Raw genomic sequence first — 23,579 nt, 5'->3', positions numbered from 1 at the left:
AAATTAGAACCGATGAATTATAAAAGTTTTTTATTAACCGTCTTAGGTATGTCTTTTATGGCTACTTCTTTTGCACAGACAAACTTGCTAAATGCAAAAACTCCTGAAGAAATTGGGGTACGTACAGAAGCGCAAAAGGAAGTAGACAATGATAAACCGTTAGAATACGGCTATATTGATGATAGAGACATTTTGTTTTCTAAAATGACTTGGGAACGCATTGTTCTTGATGAGCGCGTTAACTTTCCATTGTATTATCCTGTGGATACCAATAATATTGGAAAGCATAGACGTTCGTTATTTGATGTTCTTTTAAAGAGCATTAAAGACGGTAGTTTAGAAACCGTTTATGATGATTCGTATTTTACAGCTCCTCGTACACTCAAGGATTTAGGAGCAAGTATGAGTAAAATTGATACTTTAGATATTGGCTATGAGCAATATAACGCTGAAGGGTACGTGGATCCAGAATATATTATTAAGCGTGAACTTTCAGCTTACGATGTGAGTGCATACCTGATTAAAGGACTTTGGTATTTCGATAAGCGTCAAGGAGAAATGAAGTATCGTTTAATCGGTATTGCACCTGCAGCGCCAGACGTTAACTTTATCGATTCAGATGATGTGGCGAATAAAGAACCAATTGCATTATTTTGGGTTTTTTATCCAGATGCGCGCGATGTCTTACATGAAGCAAAAGCATTTAATAATAAAAATAGCTCTATGCCATTTTCTTATGATCACTTGTTAAACTCTAGACGGTTTAACGGCTATATTTACCAAGAAGAAAACGTATATGGGGACCGTAAGGTTACTGAATATGTAGCAGAAAATGCGTTGATGCAATTATTAGAGTCCAATAGAATTAAGGAGAAGATTAGAAACTTTGAATTAGATATGTGGGCGTATTAAATCTAGCTTACTAAATAAATAAAACGCTCACTTTTTAAGTGAGCGTTTTTTGTTTAATCATGTTTTTAATTCGAAAACCATAGTATCTTTGTGCCTATGAAAATAGATTATTTTATAGTAGGTCTCGGGTTAGCTGGTGTTGCTTTTTGTGAGCAATTACGTAAAGCAAACAAAACTTTTTTGGTTTTTGATAATGCGTCTCAACAATCATCCATAGTGGCAGCAGGAATGTATAATCCAGTTATTTTAAAACGCTTTACCGAAGTGTGGATGGCAGATGAACAGTTGGCGCTTGCATTACCATATTATAAAGAGTTGGAGGAGTTGTTGCGTGTTAAATTGGATTATAAATTAAAATTATATAGGAAATTTGCTTCCGTAGAAGAACAAAACACCTGGTTTACTGCAACCGATAAGCCAAAGTTGGAATCTTATATGTCTACCAAGCTGGTACCTAATGATGGTGATCATATTGATGCACCCTTTAATTTAGGTGAAGTTTTTCATGCTGGTCGGGTAGATACAGCAGCGCTAATTACTAATTATAAAGACTATTTGGAAAGCCAGTCCCAGTTAATTACTGATGGCTTTCATTATGAAGATTTGCAAATAAACTCCAGCACACTTCACTATAAAAATCACGAAGCCAATCATATAGTGTTTTGCGAAGGGTTTGGATTAAAGCAAAATCCGTTTTTCAAGTATCTGCCTTTAAATGGAACCAAAGGTGAAGTTTTAGGAATAAACGCACCGGATTTGAAAATAAGTTATGCTATTAAATCGGCTGTTTTTATTATGCCTATAACAAATGATGATTACTATATTGGTGCTACTTATAATCGTTTTGATAAAACAAACAGTCCAACGGAAGCTGGTAAAACGGAACTTATTACTAAATTGAAAACCTTTTTAACGGCACCTTTTACAATAACGAGTCATAAGGCAGGGATTCGTCCCACTACAAATGATAGAAGACCTTTAGTGGGGACGCATGCAATATATAAGAATCTTCATGTGTTAAACGGTTTAGGTTCGCGTGGCGTCATGATAGCACCTTACGCGGCAGAACAATTGTTTAATTGGATAGAAAATAAGCAAGCATTAAACCCAGATATTTCAATAAGTAGGTTTCCTATTTAGCCTTTTCTTCGTCGTAATTAACGAACATATTAATCCAGATATTTCGAGATATACGCATAATAATAGGCGAAAAAACAACAAGCGTCCCTATGATGGCAATAAACGCAGTCATTAAATTACTACCTAAAAAAAGAAAACTTATTACAAAAGCAGCAACAGCAAAGGCAATACCAACGCCATAACTAACATACATGGAACCATAGAAAAACGATGGTTCTATGTAGAATTTAAAGCCACAATGCTTACAGTTTTCATGCATTTTCTGTACATCCTTTAAGATATACGGGTTTTTATTCACGTACATAGATTCCTCATGACACTTTGGACAAGCACCCGTGAAAATACTATAAAGCTTCGTTCCTTTTTTTATCATGTTTATTAGTTTATTTTTGCCGCTTGTAAGAAATGCAAAATTAAGAATATTATCTAATATAGTCCAGTAACAATTGTAATATAATGCTCAATATCCACAATCTTTCCGTATCCTTTCAAGGTGATTACCTCTTTGAAGAAATAACATTTAAAATAACCGCTGGCGATCGTATTGGTCTCATTGGAAAAAATGGGGCAGGGAAATCTACCATGTTAAAAATTCTAGCCAAAGAAATGGAGCCAGATTCCGGACAATTGGCATCGGATAAGAATTTAAGAATTGGATTTTTAAAGCAGGATATCGATTTTGTTTTAGGGAGAACTGTTCTGGAAGAATCTTATGAAGCTTTTAAAGAAATTAAAGAAGTTGAAGCTAAACTCGATCACATTAATACGCAATTGGCCGAACGTACCGATTATGAAAGTGATTTTTACCATCAGTTAATGGTAGATGTTAATGATATGCAACATCAATATGAAATTTTAGGAGGCTATAATTATCAAGGAGAAACGGAAAAAATTCTTCAGGGTCTAGGATTTAAACGAGAAGACTTTAATAAGCTTACCGATACTTTTTCGGGAGGTTGGCGTATGCGTATCGAATTGGCAAAACTGTTATTACAAAATAACGATTTATTACTGTTGGATGAACCAACAAACCACTTGGATATAGAATCTATAATCTGGTTAGAAGGTTTTTTAAGTAACTATTCGGGAGCTGTTGTAATTGTTTCGCACGATAAAATGTTTTTGGATAATGTTACAAACCGAACTATTGAAATTTCTCTGGGTCGTATTTACGATTATAACAAACCCTTCTCGCAATTCTTGGTATTACGTCAAGAAATTAAAGAGCAGCAGTTAGCAACGCAGAAAAATCAACAAAAAGAAATAGAACAGACAGAAAAACTTATTGAAAAGTTTCGTGCCAAAGCATCTAAAGCTACCATGGCGCAATCCTTAATTAAAAAGTTAGACCGAATGGATCGCGTGGAGGTGGATGAAGACGATAATAGTGTGATGACGCTTAAATTTCCAGTTTCTGTGGTTCCAGGTCGCGTGGTAGTGGAAGCATCTAATATTACCAAACGATATGGCGATTTAACCGTTTTAAAGAACATTGACTTACATATTGCCCGTGATATTAAGACAGCATTTGTTGGCCAGAATGGTCAAGGTAAATCTACATTAGCAAAAATTATTGTTGGTGAATTAAAACATGAAGGTGAATTAAAACTGGGCCATAATGTACAGATCGGCTATTTTGCTCAAAATCAAGCTGAATATTTAGATGGAAATAAAACCGTTTTGGATATTATGATTGACGCTGCCAATGAGAAAAACAGAAGCCGTGTACGCGATATTTTAGGCTCATTTTTATTCCGTGGTGATGAAGTAGATAAATATGTTCGAGTACTATCTGGAGGTGAACGAAACCGTTTAGCACTTGCTAAATTATTATTGCAGCCATTCAATGTGCTGGTCATGGATGAGCCGACGAACCATTTAGATATGAAATCTAAAAACGTATTAAAAGATGCTTTAAAGCAGTTTGAAGGTACGTTGATTTTAGTATCTCACGATAGAGATTTTCTTCAAGATTTAACTGATACGGTTTATGAATTTAAAGATCATAAAATAAAAGAGTATCTCGGAAATATCGATTTCTATTTAGAGCAGCGAAACGTTGAAAACTTACGTGAAATTGAAAAGCGCGATGTTGTAAAGCAAACACCAAAAGAAAGTAACAAAGAGAGTTATGAATATCAGAAAAAATTTAAATCGCTAAACAATAAGTTGAGTAATATTGAATCTAAAATTCAGCAATTAGAAAAAGATATCAAAGAAATTGATGTAAAACTGGCAACAAATTATGATCAAGTTGTTTCCGATTCAAATTTTTTCGAAAGCTATCAAGGCAAAAAAGATAAACTTGGAAGTTTGATGCAAGATTGGGAGAAAGTTCAAGAAGGATTGGAAGATTTAGGATAATCTAAGACGCTTCCAATAGTTAAATCTTAAAAAACAGTGCATTTCGTCGATTAAAATTGTTTTTAGTCTATAATAGTTTTAGTATTGTTATATAATTTATTGCTTATGAAAGCTATTAACCTTTTTGTTTTATGTTTATTTGTAACCTTTACTTCTTTTGCAAATGTTCCAATCAAGCAAAAAGTAGCACTTGTTGCGCTTTATAATTCCACAAATGGAAACCAATGGATTAATACGTGGGATTTAGCAACACCGATTGCAAGTTGGTATGGTGTAACTGTTAAGAATGATCAAGTAGTTGCCTTAAATTTAGAATTTAACAACTTACAAGGTTCTCTTCCGCATGAAATAGGTGATTTAGAAAACTTGAAGCATTTGAATTTAGGTTTAAATAAATTAACTGGCATTATACCATCATCTATAGGTAATTTAAAAAGATTGGAAACATTAAATATTGCCATGAATAGGTTGGAGGGCGAAATTCCTTCAGAAATTGGTAACTTATCAAGTCTCCATATATTAGAACTAGGCAGTAACAAATTATCAGGCATGATACCTACAGAAATTAGTGCTCTGAATAAATTAGTGAAATTAAGTTTAATCGATAATAAGATTAGCGGTGAGATTCCAGTTGAAATTATGAGCTTAAAACAACTAGAGGAGTTGGTGTTAGCGAATAATGAGTTGGCTGGCGATTTACCATTTGCATTGTCTTATTTTCCCAAATTAAAAACATTTATGGTAAGCGACAACAAGTTAACTCAAGAGTACATCAGTCTAATTAACGGTAACAACCCAAATATGATGGACTTAAATTCAGGATCTGTTATTACAGATAATGATTAAAAAATTTATTAACATGATTTTAAAGAGGTTATTATTTTTTAATAACCTCTTTTTTTGTAATTTAATTTCATGAATGAACACGAGTTTCAATGTCCCTATTGTTGGGAAACAATTTCAATGCTTTTAGATAGTTCACAGCCTGAACAAGAATATGTTGAGGACTGCGAAATATGCTGCAACCCGATACAAATATCAGTTAAATTTGAAGGACAAACGTTGGTTATGTTTAATGCGATTAATCTTGAGCAATAAATTTATTTAAAATATCCTTGTTATATCTAAAAAGCATTGTATCTTTGCAGTCCCAAATGGTTGAGTCGGCATTATGAACCGATAAGTTAAAAGCTAAAAAGCCCTTTGGAAATCACATCGCGGGATAGAGCAGTAGGTAGCTCGTCGGGCTCATAACCCGAAGGTCACTGGTTCGAGTCCAGTTCCCGCTACGAAGCTTAAGCTAATTAAATCAAAGGGTTGTGTATTCACAACCCTTTTTTTTATGACTTCAATTTTAAGCTTTATATTGCAGGTACATGATTCAGTACATGATTTGCCTATGAAACCTAACTACAACGAACCCAAAATTTACACTGGCGGAGTGGATGTTTACCGCTGGTCTAAACTTACCAAAAAGCAACAAACAGAGGCACTTAAAAAAGACTGGTATATCTATTTTTCTTTTCGAGATCCGAACACGGGATATTTAAAACAACAGAAAAGAATGAAGGCTTCGGCTAATAGTTATTCTACCAAGAAACAACGGCTACAAATTTTGCAACCACTTCTATTTCATCTTATCAATATTTTGGATGCAGGTTATAATCCTTATTTGGAAGATAATTCTCATGTTAAAGCAATTCTGACAGGTAAACCCGTTGTAAAGCAAGTAGAAAATTTAGAAGTAACAACGCCTATCGTTAGGAAGCAAGTTGTTGAAAACACACCTTTGATTCTAAAAGAGGACGAAGCTATCATCACGCTCGAGGATGCTAAAAAAATAGTTTTAGATACTAAAGAGAAAGTACTAAATAATAATTCTTTTCCAAAATTCCGAAGTCGTATAAATCAATTTTACAGATGGCTTTATGAGAATGATTATAAGGAAACGGACTCTATAGAAGCTGTTAATAAAAAGACTGTAATACAATATTTAAATACTGTATTACAAAAGACAAGTCCCCGTAATCGTAATAATTCGCGAACCGATTTAGGTTCATTCATTGAAACATTAGTTGACAATGATGTATTACAAACTAATTTCGTCAAAAAAATAAAGAAGCTGACCGCCAAGGCTAAACGAAATAAGTCTTATAATTCCGAACAGTTGAACGACATCAAGATTTATATGAAGGAAAATGATCCTATACTATCGCTCTTTGTGGATTTTGTATGTTATGGTTTTTTAAGGCCTATGGAGGTTTGTAGGCTAAAGGTGGGTGACTTGAATTTTAAGGATATGAAAATGCAAGTTCAAGCCAAAAATAAAGCGGTAAAGGAAAAGATAATTCCAGAAATACTTTTTGATAAACTACCTGATTTATCAGCTTTACCTAAAAGTTATGATTTGTTTAATCTTTGGAAAATAGGTGGAATATGGGATGTGACTGAAGCCAGTAAACGTGATTATTTCACAAAACGTTTTAAGAAAGTAAAAGATCATTTCGGATTAAATGAAGATTATGGTCTTTATAGTTTTAGGCATACCACGACTTCAGAACTCTACAGAGAGCTATCTAAAGAACCAAACATGTCACCTAACGCCGCAAAGAGTAAGCTCATGCTTATAACAGGTCATTCATCTATGACAGCTTTGGAAAGTTACTTGCGAGATATTGATGCTGAATTACCAGAAGATTTTTCACATTTTTTAAACTAATTATTATTTTTACTACAACGTACTACTTCGTATTACATTGTAGTTTGCTGTAGTACAGTAGGTTGTAAGAGGTGTTTTTTCTGGTAAAAAATGGAGGCTCAAGCTAATCTTCTTTGTTGTTGTAAAAAGTTATTTTCGTGACTCTTTAAACCCTTTATAATAATATGAAATATTTTGGAATCCTTCAAAGAGAAAAATTTGAAAAAGAATCTATAGCTACTCAAGACGAGATTCTCGTTCTAAACGATTTTTATGAAGATGTTTTACATACTGGCAATATCTCTGCTTCAGAAGCTTTTCATAAAGGTGTAAAAGTGCCCTTGAAATCCATCGTTCAGCCTAATAGAAATTTGATAGATGAGTTTTATAAACTTTTATTAAACCGTTATGAACATTTTATTGATAACAATTTTGTGGGGTTCTTTAATGAGTTTAACGATGAGATATATGGATTAACGACCGTTGAACAAAAGAGAGTTGCTCTAAAGTACTTTAACATTTTATATAAAGACTTAAAAGTTGAGGGATTTAATAAAATTGAAAGGAATATTTCTGTTTTAGGAATAGAAAATATTGGTAATGAAAATCGTTTAGAATATTTAAGTAATCGAAGGAAAGCATATAAGAAAAATGCAGCGATCCGTAGCTTTATATTTGAACACCTATATGGTAATTTAGAGTTTTTCAGTAATGAGCTTGTAAATGATAATGACATTATTAATGAGTTTATTTGTTTTGAATCTCAATTAAAAATATTGATAAGCTTAAATGATCGATTTTCATTTGAGACTGATACTTATTTTTCAAAAGCAGCAAAAAGTAAAGAGGTATTCTATAAGTACAAAAACATCTTCATTTCCATAGATTCGTTTATTACGATTCATATGACTATTGACAATCTTTCAGAAAATGTCCCTTCGAGCATTAATTGCTTATATCATGTTATTGATAAGCTAAAATTAATAAAGGGCAGTAAATCTGACTTCATGATTTATCTGCGGAATGAACACAGAATTATAATAACAAATATTCCAAAGATTGAACTTATTGTTGGTAGCCCAACTGAACAAAGAGTTGATGGTTATTTAGAAGAATTTAAGGGATTTGCCGTATAAAAACTATGATTTTTCTAAAACACCGCAAATTCATGTTTTCAACTATGAAATAACGTTTCTCCACCATGTTTTCAACTGGTTAATTTTTTAAAAGCCGTTGTAGATTGGCATTAGAATTTAAACATAAATCTAATGGACAACCAGTTGAACGAATCACTGCAAAATTTTATTAAAGCTACTGATGCTTACTTAAGCATTTTAGAGCAAAGACATGTTAATCCAGTTAAGGTGATATCACCTTTATTCGGATTTGCAAAACTGAACCACCTCAAGATTAGATCAATCTTAGGGTGGTTTCCTTATTTATTAAACCTCCTAAAAATTAAAAAATCATGAAGAAAACAGGATTAACTATCCGTATTGAGGACTATCTGCGTGAAGAAATTGAGAGACGAGCGGAAGAAAACAATCAAACGGTATCGGCCTATGTGCGACAAGTATTAATGGACAAACATTTTATTTTTGCTTAAACATGAAAGAAAGAAAAACAATTGAACCAGAAAAACTTGAAATGATCAATAATGACATAGATGAGCTTCAAGAAAAAACTAAAGAACAAGAAAGCATTACCAGTTGTTTTCTTGTTAAACCTGCAAATCAATGGATTCAGGAAGCCAAAATGCGACCTATACCAAAACTGTTATTTGATAAATTTTGGTTTGAAGGTGAATTATGTATTCTGTTTGCAGACACAAACGTAGGTAAATCAATTTTAGCTGTACAAATGGCTAATAGTATAAGTAAGGGAAAAGCTGTAGATGGCTTTGAAATTGAAGCCGAATCTAAAAAAGTGGCTTACTTTGATTTTGAGTTGTCAGATAAACAATTTGAAAAACGGTATTCTGATGATTATAAGGATCACTACATATTTCATGATAATTTTTTAAGAGTAGAAATTAATACAGAAGCCGATGTGCCAAGAGAATTTAAGGACTACGAGGATTATTTATGTCATTCATTTGAAACAGTTATAGAAAAGCATAAAGCTGAAGTTTTAATCATTGATAATATAACCTATCTAAAAAGTGATAATGAAAGAGCTAAAGATGCACTTGTAATTATGAAGCATCTTAAAGCACTTAATAAAAAGCATGGGGTTTCAATTTTAGTGCTGGCACATACGCCTAAACGTGATGCTACCAAACCAATCACCAAAAATGATTTGGCGGGTAGTAAGATGCTCATGAACTTTTGTGATAGTGCTTTTGCTATTGGGGAAAGTGCTTCCATGCCAGCACTTCGTTATCTCAAACAGATAAAGCAGCGTAATACAGAGCAAGTGTTTCACGCTGAAAATGTGGCTGTATGCAAAATTGAGAACCCTCATAACTTCTTGAAATTCGTATTTGAAGGAATTGGATCCGAAGAGGAGCATTTAAGACATTATACCACTTCAGATATTTCAGATCGGGATAGTACTGTAATGGACTTAAAAGAAGAAGGTTTGCCAAACACAGAAATAGCATCTAAGTTACGCATTAGTGAAGGGACAGTCAGAAACACCTTGAAACGATTAGATAAATAGGCTAATGGATGCATCAACAGTATATCGTGTAGCAAAAGCACTTCCGCAGGAAGAGCTGGCGAAGCTATACGATATGCTGAAATCTGAAATATTTCCTGTAAAATTTCCAAGTAAAATTGACGAGACCAAAGGTGAAGTAAAATTCACAGATGAAGATGCGTTAGAATACCTATTTGATAAACTGAATATATGAAAACCCAAACAGTAACCCCTCATAAAATTCGTAAGGTTCGTAGCCATTACGATAAATACGAATTTTACGAATGTTACGACCCTTGCGAATGCTACATATGAACTTTAAAACAACTTTTAATAGAACGTTTACTGCTTTAGAAAAGATGGTGAATGTCTTATGTCGCTCTGTGTTAGCGGCTTGAAATTATATACACGATGTGTAATGTGCATTTTCATGCTATTAACGCTTATGGCGATTAAAAACTAAAATGAAAATCAAGTCGTAGCCCTCGTAAAATTCGTAATCCTCGTAATCCCCGTAATATTCGTATTCATTACGAATGCTACGAAATTTACGAGCTAATAACCCAAGAATAATTAACCAACCAACAACTATTATGAATAATACCTACAAATATCAATTAGATAAGTCAAGTAAAAAGTTTCGATGTCCACAATGTCAGAAAAACACATTGGTGAAGTATATAGAAACAGAAACAAAACACTATTTAGATCACCATATTGGCAGATGTGATAGAGAAGGTAAATGTGCCTATCATTTTACGCCAAAAGGTAATACACCTATCTCAATACTCCCAGAAAACTATAAGCCAGAAATACCAACTTATCATAAGGATGATACTATTGCTATGTTTGGTAAGAATCACATGGAAAACAATTTTATTCTATATTTATTACAGTTTTTCCCTTCAGTAGATGTGGAGGAGGTCATACAAAAGTTTTTTATAGGAACGTCAAATCATTGGAAAGGTGCTACGGTATTTCTTCAAGTTGACGAATGTATTACGGTTCACGCTGGAAAAGTGATGTTGTATGATGCATATACAGGTAAAAGAGTCAAGAAGCCATTCAGTTATATTTCATGGTTACATCGTGTATTACACATTAAGGATTTTGTATTACAACAATGTTTATTTGGATTTCATAATTTATGTGAAAGTGACATTAAAACAGTTGGAATAGTAGAGTCAGAAAAAACAGCTATTATATTGAGCATTTTTAGACGAGATATTATCTGGATGGCAACAGGTAGTAAATCTAACTTTAAATCTAAGCTATTAAAACCTTTGCAAGACCGTAAAATAATTGCTTTTCCCGATAAAACAGAATTTCAAGATTGGAATAAAACAGCGAAACAACTAAAAAAGAAAGGTTATAGCATAACTTGTAGCCATTTATTAGAAAGTTTAGACCTTGATGCTGGTGATGATTTGGTTGATTTTCTATTGCCTTCTAAAAAGGTAGCTTAATTTAGATTCTCATTTAGGATATTTATGTTTAACCAATTTTTAAAACAATAACTTTTTTAACCATCAGAAAGCGATAATTTCTGCGATTTTGACTACACCTGTCATCAACTTGACCACTTGTGTAGTCAAAATCACAGGACTATCACAGGTCAATTACAGGTCAATCACAGTACGTAATCAAATTATCACAGGCCAATTACAGGTCAGATTTAGGTGCTATACTGACGAGTAAATCTCCAACTTCCGAATTATATCACAATATTTCTTTTTAATGTATTTGTGAAACCCACCTTGAATGTAACGTTGATTCGCTATTGTTGTAATAATAGTCTTGTATAGCGTAATTTTATTTTTTTTCAATTTCCACTGTCAACGACAAAAAGATTGTTAAATTTATGACATAATTTAAACAAGTTTAATGTCAACAAAGTTTTTCACTAATAAATCAAATAACAGCTTATTAAAAAAGTTCGAAGGAGTTTTCAAGAACTTACCTAACATCCATAATTTCGATGCTTTAGTTGGCTATTTTAGAGCTACAGGGTATTTCAAGTTAAGACCATATTTAGAAAACATACCTGAAATTCGCATTTTAGTAGGAATAAATGTAGATGTAATTTTAGAGAAATATCACTCATTAGGTCAACAGCATATTATAGACCCACAAGAAACCAAAGATGAGTTTATAAAAAAACTAAAAGAGGATATTCAAGGAGCTGATTACTCAAAAGACATAGAGGATGGGATTTTACAATTCATAGAAGATATTGTAAGTAAAAAAATAACGATTAAAGCGCATCCTGAAAAGAATTTACATGCTAAAATCTACATCTTTAAACCCAAAGAATTTAACGAATATTCAACAGGTAGCGTAATAACAGGTTCTTCTAATCTTACTGAATCTGGTTTAGGGTCAAGAGAAAAATCAAACTACGAATTTAATGTTGAATTAAGAGATTACGATGATATACGTTTTGCTACAGAAGAGTTTGAATTACTTTGGAGAGAATCAATAGATATTCTACCCGTCGACATTTCTGGTTTAAAAGAGGAAACATTTTTAAATGATAACTTCACACCATTTGAACTATATATTAAATTATTAATTGAATATTTTGGTAAACGTATTGAATACGATCCAACAAATATTGATTTATTACTTCCAGATAAATATTTAAGACTTACTTATCAATCAGAAGCCGCAATTGAAGGCTATGAGAAATTGATGAAATACAATGGCTTCTTTTTAGCAGATGTTGTTGGATTAGGTAAAACGATTGTTGCTGCAATTATAGCAAAGAAGTTTGTCTTTGAAAATGGGTACCATTCTAAAATATTAGTAATCTATCCACCTGCATTAGAAGATAACTGGAAAACAACAATTAAAGATTTTCATATAGATAACAATACTTACTTCGTGTCAACAGGGAGTCTTCATAAGGTTTTGGAAGATAAGTATCTAAATTATCCTAATCCAAATGAATACGATTTAATTATAATTGACGAGGCTCATAAATTTAGAAATGACACCTCTAATATGTATGAGAAATTGCAAACAATTACAAAAACAGATAGAAGAATACCAGGGTCTAATGGAGATACTCGTAAAAAAGTAATGTTACTTTCTGCTACACCATTAAATAATCATCCTGCTGATATTGAAAATCAAATCTATTTATTTCAAGATAAAAGGAATGCTAATCTGCCAAGTGTGAAAGATTTACAATCATTTTTCACACCTCTAAAAGATGAGTATGATGAATTAAAAAAAGATGATATTCTTGATATAAAAAAGGTCAAAGCTATTTTCGATAAAATTCGAGATAAGGTAATAGAACCTTTAGTCATAAGAAGAAGTCGTACTGATATTGAAAACAATGAGGACTTTAAAAAAGATATTACCGAACAAGGCATTATATTTCCTAAAATAAATCCACCTAACGAAGTTAGATACGAGTTTGACGATGAATTAAGTCAATTATTCGATACTACAATTACCATGTTGACATCAATGGATGAAAATAGAAACCCTGTTGATGGTATCGGGTTTTATAGATATAGAGCTATTGAGTTTTTAATAAATGAAGAGGACAGAAAACGATATGGTAATGTAGAATCCATTTCAAAGAGATTAGCTGCAATAATGAAAACGTTATTGGTAAAACGTTTGGAAAGTAGTTTCTATGCTTTTAAAATGTCATTATCAAGGTTACATACGAATACGAATCATATGATTAAGATGTTCGAGGATGGCAAAGTATATATAGCACCTGATGTTGATGTAAACAAATACCTTAATGAAGGTAAAGAGGAAGAGTTAGAAAAGAAAATGAATGAAAAAGGTGGAAATAATGAAACCTATGGAGATGGTGCTTTTAAAGAAGACTTTATTGATTTATTAAAGGCAGATAAAAAGAAAATAAAATTGTTAGTTGATGAATGGGCTAAAATTGATTATGACCCTAAGCTGGATAAATTTATAGCAGATTTAAAAACTAAATTCTTAAATACAAAGAATAATCATTCTGGTAAGTTAGTAATATTCTCTGAATCAAAAGAGACCATAAATTATTTGAGTGATTCTTTAAATAGTATAGGAATTGAAAAAATATTGACTATTAGTGCCGCTAATAGAAAAGATAAATTTCCAACCATATTAGAAAATTTTGATGCAAATCAAGATAAAGTAGATTGGAAAAATGATTACAATCTAATTTTTACAACTGAAGTATTAGCGGAAGGAATAAACCTGCATCGTTCTAATGTAATTGTTAATTATGACGTTCCTTGGAACTCAACAAGATTAATGCAACGTATTGGTCGAGTTAACCGTATTGGTACAGAAGCAGACGAAATACACGTTTTTAATTTTTACCCATCAGATAAATCAGATAATCAAATAAAACTAACTAATACAGCAATAAAAAAGCTACAAGCATTTCATAGTGTATTTGGTGAGGATAGTCAAATCTATTCGCAGTTAGAAGAAGTAGGTGAAGCTGGTTTGTATGGTTCTAAATTAAAACAAGAGCTAAATGAAACACTATTACTTTTACAAGAGTTAAGGAGTTTTAAAAATAAGAATATTAATAAATTTAATGAGATAAAAAACATTCCTAAAAAATCTCGTATTGCTCGTAAAGCAAGTAAGATAGATTCTTTTATTAATGTAGATAATGCGTCAATAACTTATATTAAAAGTGAAGGGCATCCTGGAGTATTTTATAAAACTGACGAAAATAATGTAGTACACGAATTAACCTTTGTAAACGCTGCAAATATATTTAAGGCAAACAGTAAAGAGAAAGCTGTTAAACTACCAGAAAATCATCATAAACAAGTCACAAAAGCCTTAACGCACTTTAAAACTATTGCAAAAAAAATTGAAACAAAAAATGTAACTAAAGCTCAATTATCACAAAGAGAAAATAAAGTAATAGGTGATTTAGAATTGTATATTGGTTTAACTGAAAATGAATTTATAAAGAATCAATTGAAGAGGGCTCATGATGAAATCTATAACGGTTCTCACAGGCAGTTAGCAAATAAGATTTATCAGTTTATGAAAAAAAACACTATAAATGATGTTAATGTTGTAATTGAAACACTATTTAATGATGTAATTAAACAAATGAATTTTAGTGATACAGCTCGTATTAAGGCACAAAGAGCATCACTATTCAGCAAACCACAAATTGTAATATCAGAATCTTACATCGAAACTAAATAATGGAAAATATACTATCACAAATATTTACTTCAGATTATAATCGAACATCATTCGAGGATAATGTATTGAAACCTATTTTTCTTAATTCGGTTAAAGATTTTGTTTTGTTTGATGAAGATGGTGAACAAGAAGTCGAATTATCAGACACAGAAAAACGTACAGCTAAAAAAGTAGTTAAGTATGGCGAATTTAATACACACGATAATCGTAAAATAGAACTCTACGAGGTAACAGTTGAAGATTTTAGTAAAGTTAAAATTGCTCGTGTAGGTTTAGGTGCATTAGTTAAAAAATTAATAATAGGTAATAATGCTGTTTTTGCAACCTTTAAGTATGAAAATGTAACCAATAAACATTGGCGATTCTCTTTTATAGCTTACGATAGCTTTTTTGAAGAAGGTCAAGTACAAACTAAAGAAACCAACCCAAAACGTTATACCTATGTTTTTGGCGATAATGATGAAACCTACCGTACAGCAATAGACCGTTTTCAAGAGTTAGATAATAAATTTCAAATAAAAGTAAAAGATATTCAAGAGGCATTTGCAGTTGAGGCACTGTCTAAAGAGTTTTTTGATGAATATAGAGAAACACACTACGCCAAGTTTGTAAAATTCTTAACAGGAGAAGAATTTCAAAAGAAAGGCAGTAAGTATGAATTAATAAAAGTTCAAAATGCTTCACCTTTTTTAGCTTCTGTCTTTAATGGTAGCGAAAACGATGAGGATGCAAAGAGAGATGCCAGAGATTTTTGTAAAAAATTATTAGGTCAAATTGTATTCTTATACTTTATTCAGAAAAAAGGATGGTTAGGTGCTACCAATACAAATTATAAAGAAGGAAATGGAGACAAAAATTTTATTCAAAACTTCTTTAAACAAGCAGGTGAAAATGATTCATTTTATCCAGTTTGGTTATCAAAACTATTCTACGATACTTTAAATCAAAAAAGAAATAATGATGACTTCACAATGCCAGATGGTACGGTCGTTAAAATTCCTTACTTAAATGGTGGGCTATTTGAAAAAGAATCTGAAAAGTTTGATTTTTTAGTATTTCCAAGTGAATTGTTTACAGACTTATTTGAGTTTTTTAATCGTTTTAATTTTACCATTTACGAAAATAGTCCAGAGGAACATACTATTGCTGTAGATCCTGAAATGTTAGGTCATATTTTTGAAAACTTACTGGAAGACAACAAAGATAAAGGTGCTTTTTATACACCAAAGGAAATTGTGCAATACATGACACAAGAATCCTTGATAGAATATTTAGTTACACATTTAGGCGATAACACCAAAGAAGGTATTATTCAATTTGTAAAGCAAAAAAATAAAGAAGCATTAACAGATACCCAACTTATTGAATTAAACAATCTTTTAGATAAAGTAAAAATATGTGACCCAGCAATTGGTTCAGGTGCATTCCCAATGGGATTATTACACGAAATATTTGCTTTAAAAGAACGGATTGCTTTTGATACTAATATTGGTAATTGGAATCCTGCAACTGTAAAAGAAAACATTATACAAAACTCTATTTACGGTGTAGACATAGAAAAAGGTGCAGTAGATATTGCGCAACTACGTTTTTGGTTAAGTTTAATAGTAGATGCAGAAGAACCAAAACCATTACCAAATTTAGCCTATAAAATTGTTGTAGGTAATTCTTTGGTAGGTAAATTTGAAAATGAAATAATTGAAATAGATTGGAGTACAGACGATACCTCTGCAGGTCTTTTTGCACAAGATATTATTAATGAAAAATCCAAATTATTAAAAACTATATCTGATAAACAAAAACAATTTTTTACAGCGGATGCAACTCATAAAACTGCTCTTAAAAAGGAAATTAGAGATTTAAAATTAGATATTTTATCTAAACAATTAGCTCTAATGATTGCAACCAAGGGCTATCAAAAACAAACAGGTAAAAAACTTACTAAAAAAGAAACCGAAAAATGGTTAGAAACCCAAGGTTGGATAAGGACAAAGGAAAAGATTGAAATTCTAAAATTAAATAACAAACCATTTAATCATTTTGATTGGCGTTTAGACTTTCCAGAGATTTTAAATCCTATAGTAACTGAGAACACAGGATTTGATATTGTTATTGGGAATCCACCTTATATAAAAGAATATACAAGTAAAGAAGCCTTTGACGGTTTTAGAAGTTCAGATTATTATCAAGGTAAAATGGACTTATGGTATGGATTTGCTTGTATTAGTATAGACTTATTAAAAGAAAAAGGTGTTGAATGTTTTATAGCGCAAAACAATTGGATAACAAGTGCTGGAGCATCCATTTTTAGAAATAAGGTTTTAAATGAAACTAAAATAAAGCTCTTTACAGATTTTTGGAATTACAAAGTATTTAAATCGGCTGGTATTCAAACTATGATTTATTTACTTAAAAAAGAAATCCCTACCGGTTTATATCCTCTAAAATATTCATTACTAAAAGATGATACTATTAAGGAAAGTGAATTAGAACACTTCTTAAACTTTAACAATGATGTAGGTATAGATGAAAAATACATATTAGATTTTGATAGTACTTTATATTATGATTCATTAATTACGTTTAATAATCCAAGAATTGATAGTGTTCTTAATTTAGTGCTTGAAAATAATATTGAATATTTAAGTAGTAACGATATTGCTCAAGGAATTGTTTATCCTCAAGATAAACTGAACAAAAAGAATGCAGATAAATTAGGAGAAGATTTTAAATTAAATGAAGGCGTGTTCCAGCTTAATGAAAAAGAATTAAATAATCTTAATTTAAGTAAAGATGAAAATAAAATTATAAAACCATTTTATTCAACTTCAGAATTACACAGATATTTTGGCTATAAAGAAAATAAAGAATGGATTATTTATACAAAATCCGATATTAAGAACAATATCAATTCGTACCCAACTATAAAAAGTCATTTAGATAAGTATTCTACAATCATAACTTCTGATAATAAGCCTTATGGCTTGCATAGAGCAAGAAATGAAGATTTTTTTATTGGAGAAAAAATAATTTCTTTAAGAAAGAACAACAAACCTTGCTTTACTTATACAAATTTTGATTGTTATGTTTCCCAAACTTTTTATTCTATAAAAACTGATAGGTTTGATTTAAAATACTTAACGTCGCTTTTAAATTCTAAACTCATTGCTTTCTGGTTACGTTTTAAAGGTAAAATGCAAGGAAATAATTATCAAATTGATAAAGAACCATTAGTAAATATTCCTGTTCTACAACCTACAAATATTGATATATTTAAAGTGTTAACAGATTATCTACTATATCTACATGATCCTATTAAAAAAGATATTGTAAGTCATACAGAAAATGAACGAATAGCTTCCCATATAGAAGATGTATTAGATATGATGGTTTACGAATTATATTTTGAAAACCATATGAAAGAAAAAGGTTTAGATGTTTTACAATTTATAAACCCTGAACCTATTGAAAATATTAAAGACGAAGTTAAAAATGCTGAAATTATAAAAGACTTTTATTTGTGGTATCAAAAACCAGAAAATGCAGTCCGTCAAAGAATATTATTAATTGAAACAAGAAGTAAAGATACACTGGCTGTTATTAGAAAATCGGTTAACTAATGAGCAGAATAGATACTTTACAAATACATAATTTCAAGTTTTTCAATGAACAAGAAGCTATAAAATTAGATGGCAAACATCTTTTGCTTTATGGTGAAAATGGTAGTGGTAAAAGTTCGATTTATTGGGCATTGTATACGCTTTTTGAGGCTTCTTTAAAAAATAAAAAAGAAGACATAGAGAAATATTTTAAGCATCATTCTGTTCATCCGCAATCATTAGTAAATATCCATACAGAACCCATTTATACTGGTGAGTCGTTATTTTATGATTCATTTATAAATGTAAAAACTAAACATACACCACCTTTAGAATATAATGTTTCATTATTAGATACTGCAATTAAAGATAATAGTTTAGCTAAAGAAGTAAATCAAGCTTCAGATTTTATAAGTTATAAAGTACTCTATAAATTTCAAGACTTTTGGAATGGTGATAAAATGGATTTGGCAGATATTTTTATAGGTAGTATACTTTCCTATTTAAACTTTCCTGAAAAAGATTTAATCCGTAATGGTTCTATCGTAAAATTTACTAATGCTTCGGATATGTATAAGGAAATTATGAATGGTCCTGGCATAACAGAAAATGACAAAGGAAAGACAATTCAAGTATATAAAAATAGTCCAGAGAATAAGAAGTTTAATGTTTTTGCAAAACACTTTAATGACGAGTTAAAAGATTTGATTGATTTCATCAATGTTAATGCTCCTACTATGCTTGCAAAGTTAGGTTATGATATTGATTTTGAATTACATTATGAAGAATTGAAATTTCAAAAAGCAGATGTGAATTTTAATTTTACCCCATTTAAAATAGAGTTTGTTATAACAAAATATTTAGGGAAACCAATAACCATAACCAGACCACAATCATTTTTAAATGAAGCAAAAATTACTGCTATTGCTATATCAATTCGATTGACAATTTTAAGAAGACGGATAAATACCGAAGCTGGTGATATTCTTAAATTTATTGTGTTTGATGATGTAATGATTAGTTTAGATATGAATAATAGAGATAAACTCATTGATTTTCTATTAGATCCAGCCAATAAATTCACAGAAGATTATCAATTACTATTTTTAACTCACGATAGGAGTTTGTTTTTTTATTTAAAAGACAAAATAAGAAACGTAGGTTTAAAAGATAACTGGTTATATAAAGAAATGTACGTAGATTCTTTAAGTGAGAATGAAACACCTGTTATTTATAATCACCCTAATAAATTAAAAAAAGCAAAATACTATATAGATAATCACGATTATCCAGCAGCAGGAATTTATCTACGCACACAATGTGAAGAGATTTTAGACAACCTATATCCAGATCAGAGTAAATATGAAGTATCAACAAACAATGATGGTGTCTATGAAACTAAATCTCAAAATTTAAATGGCAAAATAGGTCATTTGGAATGGTTCTGCTCAAAGGAAGGTATAGATTTTGTAGATTTTAAGGACTTGAAAACTTATAAAAGTGTCATATTAAATTCTTTAGCTCATAATGATTTGCATTCGCCTATATACAAGTCAGAGTTAATTAGAGTTTATGATGTATTAGAAAAACTTGTATTAATTAAACGTGATACACAAATAGCGAAACCTAATGATACATTTAAAATAGCATTTATAAAAAATGATGGTACTACATATTCTGTTGGTATCACTATAAAGGATAGGTTAATGATTTTAGAAAAGGATGGTAGTTACAAGAGACTTTCAAATTTCTGTAAAGCAAACATTACTTATATAAATGATAATGGTACAGAAACTAAAGATATTAATATAGAAAAGGAATCAATACAACAAATTGTAACTGAAAAATGCACACAATTAGGTATTGGTTTAATTAATGTTGAAAGCTACATGTTGAATCGAAAAGGAGTCACAGTTCAATCAATGATTGATGCAATCTAAAAAAATGAATTTAGTTGTATTAAAAAAAGCGTCTTCAACTAATCTAAAAGATTTTATTAAAACTTGGTCTAAACTATATACATTTTCAAATGAAGCAATTTATAATAAATCAATAGTTAAACAAACATTTACTAAAACCGATATTCAAGATTTATATGTTTGGAAAAATGGTATGAAATTAAGTGTGTTAAAGCAAAAATCATTAGACACTAAAATCAAAGCTAAACTCTCTATTATTAATACTTTTAAAAGTAATAACGAAATAGATATAGATGCATTTAGAAAAGAGTTTAAAAACCTACCAGCAACAGTTTGGAAGATATTTTTATTGCATATTATAAAACCATATAAATATCCTATTTACGACCAACACATTCACAGAGCATTTTTATTTATTCATAATGAAGATTGGAGTAACATTTCAAATACATCAATAAATAACAAGGCTAAAGAACAATTTTATTTTGAAAGATATTTACCATTTATAGAAGCAAATAACATCAAGGATTTAAAGAAATTAGATGAGGCATTCTTTGCTTTTGGTCAGTTTCTAAACACACGTAATTACAGCACATTATTACAATAGCTTATATGATAGATAGGTTTACAAATTGGGTAAAATGGGAAGATAGAAATACGTTAGAAGGTATAAATTATTCAGGTATCTATTGTATAGCAGTATCAAAAAAATCACTCAATACGTTTAGTTTTATTCCAGAGTTAGAATATATTGGTATGACTAATTCTAAAGGTGGTTTAAAAAATCGTTTAAATCAATTTGGAGCTACAATAAGAATGAAAAATATAAATCACGGAGGTGCTGATAGATTCTTATATCAATATCAAGATTATGAAGCAATAAAGAATAATATTTATGTTGCAGTCTGTTCTTTTGAGTGCGATACTAAAAACCCATCACCAAATGATTTAAGAATAATGGGAGAAGTTGCAAAATGTGAATATGATTGTTGGGCAATATATGTTGAAGAGATAGGCAGATACCCAAAGTTTAATGACATGAGCAATGCACCAAAATTTAGCAAAAAGAAAAAATAAGCTCGATGATGTTAGAGGCAGAAAGGGTTTGTCGTTCTAATTGGTGTTTTTTAAGAAACAGTACTCTGCATTCCTAAGTAAGAAATGAAAATGCAATTTATTCAAATTGCTATTTAATCCATATTCCAATGTGCTGTGCTTGCATCACTACCAAATTCATCTGTTAGATAATCATCATAACCTTGACAGAAATCATCATAACCATGACCATAAAAGTTAGGGTGAAACAATTTAGTTTCATATTCTGGTTTTGATAGTTCTTTGAATTGTTTTAGTGTTTTATCTAATATATCTATATAATCCTTTAACATCTTTTTTGGTTCCTCATTAATATAAATTTCGTCTATTCTCAAGCCAAGGTTAAATGCTCTAATTAAAATACTTTCACTTAAAGTGCTTTGAAAAAAAAATTTAAATTTCATGGGAAACACACCTCTATACATCGCGTGTTCTGCAAAATGCCAATGAGCATGACCGCTTGATGGATTTAAAAGTATTGCTCTATATAAATCAATTAAGCCAAACATTTTTAGTTTTTTTTCTCGAGTTCTACCAATTCTATAAAGTGTTTTGCTCGTTCTTTTAATTTTTAGAGCTTTAAAAAAGAAATCAATGGCTTCAAAATTTTTGTTCAGTTGATTAAGTATTTTACCCTTCAAATAATAGCCAATTTCGTTATTTGGTTGTAAATCTATAAAACAATTAATGGAAATTAATGCTTGGGTGCCTTGCCCATTGTATAGATGAATAAAAGCTTTCAAAAACTCAATTTTATAGGCTGGACAATCAAAATTCATTGAATTTTTAAATACTTGATCAACTTTATTATTCTTATACCAATGCTTACTATCACAATCACAGGTAATATAATTATAGCCAAGTATTAAATAATCATATGATTCATTGAACTGTTTATTTTCAAGGCAAATCATTGCGTTATTAAAATAATAAACTCCTAAGTTTTCAAAATTCTCGGTTTTCAGAAATTGGGCAATCTCTTGTTCTAATTTTGCATTTTCAATTACTTTTTTCATCTTTTAATTTTCACTTAATTGGATATGTAAATTTGTATATCAATATAATCAATTTTAACCATGATAAAATTTTGAATTAAGATTTTAATCTAATTAAAAATTGAATTTTTAAATTAATGTGTATATTTGAATAGAAATTTATTATAAATCAGAGTACACGATCAGTACATGATTTAGTTAAAATAAGCATTAAAATAGCGTAAAATTGGGGTTTTTATCAAACTCATAACCCGAAGGTCACTGGTTCGAGTCCAGTTCCCGCTACTAAATGTAATCAGTTTAAAATCAATGGTTTTGTTCACACAAAACCATTTTTTTTATGTTTAATTTAAATTCTTACCTTGCGAATGAACACGGAAACGAACACATTCTAGAACACAGTTTGCAAAACAAGAAAAATTTTTCAGCCCCAAAAATTTATAATGCTAACGGAGATTTGTCGAAACGTTGGCACGTTTATTACTCGTTTAGAAATCCAGAATCTGGAAAACTTCAGCGCATGAAGAATGTCTATGGCAACGTTAATAGATATACTACCAAAGAAGATCGTCTCGCAATTTTAAGCGTTTACAGAGCTAAGCTTTTAAATTTACTAAAAGAAGGCTTCAACCCATTTGAGGACAATACGCAGAAATACCAGGAACGAGAACAAAACAAGCGTAATTTAAATGGATCAAGTCCAAAAGTTGTGGGATTTTAGGATTATGCAAAAATAGTTGTCAGTCTAAATAAGAAAAAATTCACGTTTCTAACCCCTCTAAACTGTGCTCTAAATGCCTTTATTTTTGCATTAAAGGATTCAGCCGAAGCATTTGTGCTTCTATTATCAAAATAGTTGAGTATATTTTGATAGTGTATAGACATTGTCCTTGCAATTGTATTGAAGCTTTTAAAGCTTGCCTGTCTTACTTTTTCATCCCATCTATGCTTGATTCTAATTTCCTGTAGAGCATCTAATGCTAATTTTTGAACATGAAACCTATCGATGACTAATATGGCC

General features: G+C 30.6%; 20 protein-coding genes and 1 tRNA gene. 18 read left to right on the top strand and 3 right to left on the bottom strand.

All coding sequences use genetic code 11. From position 1 onward, the window contains the following. Window positions 1-12: 12 nt before the first annotated feature. Window positions 13-912: a type IX secretion system ring subunit PorN/GldN gene (porN, locus tag BZARG_RS07710; protein ID WP_040288207.1), complete on the top strand. Its 900-nt coding sequence runs from the start codon at window positions 13-15 to the stop codon at window positions 910-912. A gap of 96 nt (window positions 913-1,008) precedes the next feature. Next, window positions 1,009-2,052, top strand: coding sequence for an NAD(P)/FAD-dependent oxidoreductase (locus tag BZARG_RS07705; protein ID WP_008637079.1), 1,044 nt, complete (start codon window positions 1,009-1,011; stop codon window positions 2,050-2,052). On the opposite strand, the gene BZARG_RS07700 is transcribed toward BZARG_RS07705, so the two are convergent. Further along, window positions 2,045-2,425, bottom strand: coding sequence for a DUF983 domain-containing protein (locus BZARG_RS07700; RefSeq protein ID WP_008637145.1), 381 nt, complete (start codon window positions 2,423-2,425; stop codon window positions 2,045-2,047). The genes BZARG_RS07705 and BZARG_RS07700 overlap by 8 nt on opposite strands. An 83-nt stretch (window positions 2,426-2,508) precedes the next feature. Between BZARG_RS07700 and BZARG_RS07695 the strand changes: the two genes are divergently transcribed. The 15 genes from BZARG_RS07695 to BZARG_RS07625 all read left to right on the top strand — a co-directional run bounded on the left by BZARG_RS07695 (window position 2,509) and on the right by BZARG_RS07625 (window position 21,545). Continuing rightward, window positions 2,509-4,416 carry an ABC transporter ATP-binding protein gene (locus BZARG_RS07695; RefSeq protein WP_008637094.1) on the top strand — a complete coding sequence of 636 codons (1,908 nt, stop codon included), beginning with the start codon at window positions 2,509-2,511 and terminating at the stop codon, window positions 4,414-4,416. A gap of 105 nt (window positions 4,417-4,521) precedes the next feature. Then, the gene (locus BZARG_RS07690) at window positions 4,522-5,262 is read left to right on the top strand and encodes a hypothetical protein (protein WP_008637099.1); all 741 of its coding nucleotides are present in this window, start codon (window positions 4,522-4,524) and stop codon (window positions 5,260-5,262) included. A gap of 69 nt (window positions 5,263-5,331) precedes the next feature. After that, entirely contained in the window at window positions 5,332-5,514 is a 183-nt protein-coding gene (locus BZARG_RS07685; protein ID WP_040288204.1) for a CPXCG motif-containing cysteine-rich protein, read from the top strand. Window positions 5,515-5,632: 118 nt separating this feature from the next. Then, window positions 5,633-5,705: transfer RNA gene (locus BZARG_RS07680), tRNA-Met, on the top strand. Window positions 5,706-5,758: 53 nt separating this feature from the next. Next, the gene (locus tag BZARG_RS07675) at window positions 5,759-7,135 is read left to right on the top strand and encodes a tyrosine-type recombinase/integrase (protein WP_040288238.1); all 1,377 of its coding nucleotides are present in this window, start codon (window positions 5,759-5,761) and stop codon (window positions 7,133-7,135) included. 164 nt (window positions 7,136-7,299) lie between these two features. Continuing rightward, window positions 7,300-8,250: a hypothetical protein gene (locus BZARG_RS07670; protein ID WP_008637075.1), complete on the top strand. Its 951-nt coding sequence runs from the start codon at window positions 7,300-7,302 to the stop codon at window positions 8,248-8,250. Between the two features lie 332 nt (window positions 8,251-8,582). Beyond that, window positions 8,583-8,720, top strand: a complete 138-nt coding sequence (locus tag BZARG_RS15770) for a hypothetical protein (RefSeq protein ID WP_008637112.1) — start codon at window positions 8,583-8,585, stop codon at window positions 8,718-8,720. Window positions 8,721-8,722: 2 nt separating this feature from the next. Beyond that, on the top strand, window positions 8,723-9,775 hold the full coding sequence (locus BZARG_RS07660) for an AAA family ATPase (RefSeq protein WP_237702582.1): 1,053 nt from the start codon (window positions 8,723-8,725) through the stop codon (window positions 9,773-9,775). A 4-nt stretch (window positions 9,776-9,779) separates the two neighbouring features. Further along, a complete protein-coding gene (locus BZARG_RS07655) occupies window positions 9,780-9,968 on the top strand; it encodes a hypothetical protein (RefSeq protein WP_008637025.1) in 189 nt (62 codons plus the stop codon). Window positions 9,969-10,347: 379 nt separating this feature from the next. Continuing rightward, a complete protein-coding gene (locus tag BZARG_RS07650) occupies window positions 10,348-11,220 on the top strand; it encodes a DUF6371 domain-containing protein (RefSeq protein WP_040288236.1) in 873 nt (290 codons plus the stop codon). Between the two features lie 418 nt (window positions 11,221-11,638). Further along, complete coding sequence (locus tag BZARG_RS07645) at window positions 11,639-14,950, top strand: helicase-related protein (RefSeq protein WP_008637132.1); 3,312 nt, start codon at window positions 11,639-11,641, stop codon at window positions 14,948-14,950. After that, complete coding sequence (locus BZARG_RS07640) at window positions 14,950-18,570, top strand: Eco57I restriction-modification methylase domain-containing protein (protein WP_008637175.1); 3,621 nt, start codon at window positions 14,950-14,952, stop codon at window positions 18,568-18,570. The genes BZARG_RS07645 and BZARG_RS07640 overlap by 1 nt, the downstream gene beginning before the upstream one ends. Next, the gene (locus BZARG_RS07635; protein WP_008637185.1) at window positions 18,570-20,489 is read left to right on the top strand and encodes an ATP-binding protein; all 1,920 of its coding nucleotides are present in this window, start codon (window positions 18,570-18,572) and stop codon (window positions 20,487-20,489) included. Before BZARG_RS07640 ends, BZARG_RS07635 begins: the two co-directional genes overlap by 1 nt. Before the next feature lie 4 nt (window positions 20,490-20,493). Then, entirely contained in the window at window positions 20,494-21,075 is a 582-nt protein-coding gene (locus tag BZARG_RS07630) for a hypothetical protein (protein ID WP_123766896.1), read from the top strand. Between the two features lie 5 nt (window positions 21,076-21,080). Then, window positions 21,081-21,545 (top strand): hypothetical protein, encoded by a 465-nt coding sequence (locus BZARG_RS07625; protein WP_008637039.1) that lies wholly within the window; start codon window positions 21,081-21,083, stop codon window positions 21,543-21,545. 113 nt (window positions 21,546-21,658) lie between these two features. On the opposite strand, the gene BZARG_RS07620 is transcribed toward BZARG_RS07625, so the two are convergent. Beyond that, entirely contained in the window at window positions 21,659-22,579 is a 921-nt protein-coding gene (locus BZARG_RS07620) for a tetratricopeptide repeat protein (RefSeq protein ID WP_008637172.1), read from the bottom strand. A gap of 319 nt (window positions 22,580-22,898) precedes the next feature. Between BZARG_RS07620 and BZARG_RS07615 the strand changes: the two genes are divergently transcribed. Next, the gene (locus BZARG_RS07615; RefSeq protein ID WP_008637116.1) at window positions 22,899-23,279 is read left to right on the top strand and encodes a hypothetical protein; all 381 of its coding nucleotides are present in this window, start codon (window positions 22,899-22,901) and stop codon (window positions 23,277-23,279) included. A 2-nt stretch (window positions 23,280-23,281) separates the two neighbouring features. Here the strand turns inward: BZARG_RS07615 and BZARG_RS07610 are convergent. Continuing rightward, window positions 23,282-23,579: transposase (locus BZARG_RS07610; protein ID WP_138280476.1), on the bottom strand; the 298-nt coding region annotated here is incomplete at its 5' end.

This window comes from Bizionia argentinensis JUB59 (genome assembly GCF_000224335.1).
Taxonomy (GTDB): Bacteria; Bacteroidota; Bacteroidia; order Flavobacteriales; family Flavobacteriaceae; genus Algorimicrobium; species Algorimicrobium argentinense.
This window is presented reverse-complemented; position numbering and strand designations above follow the sequence as displayed.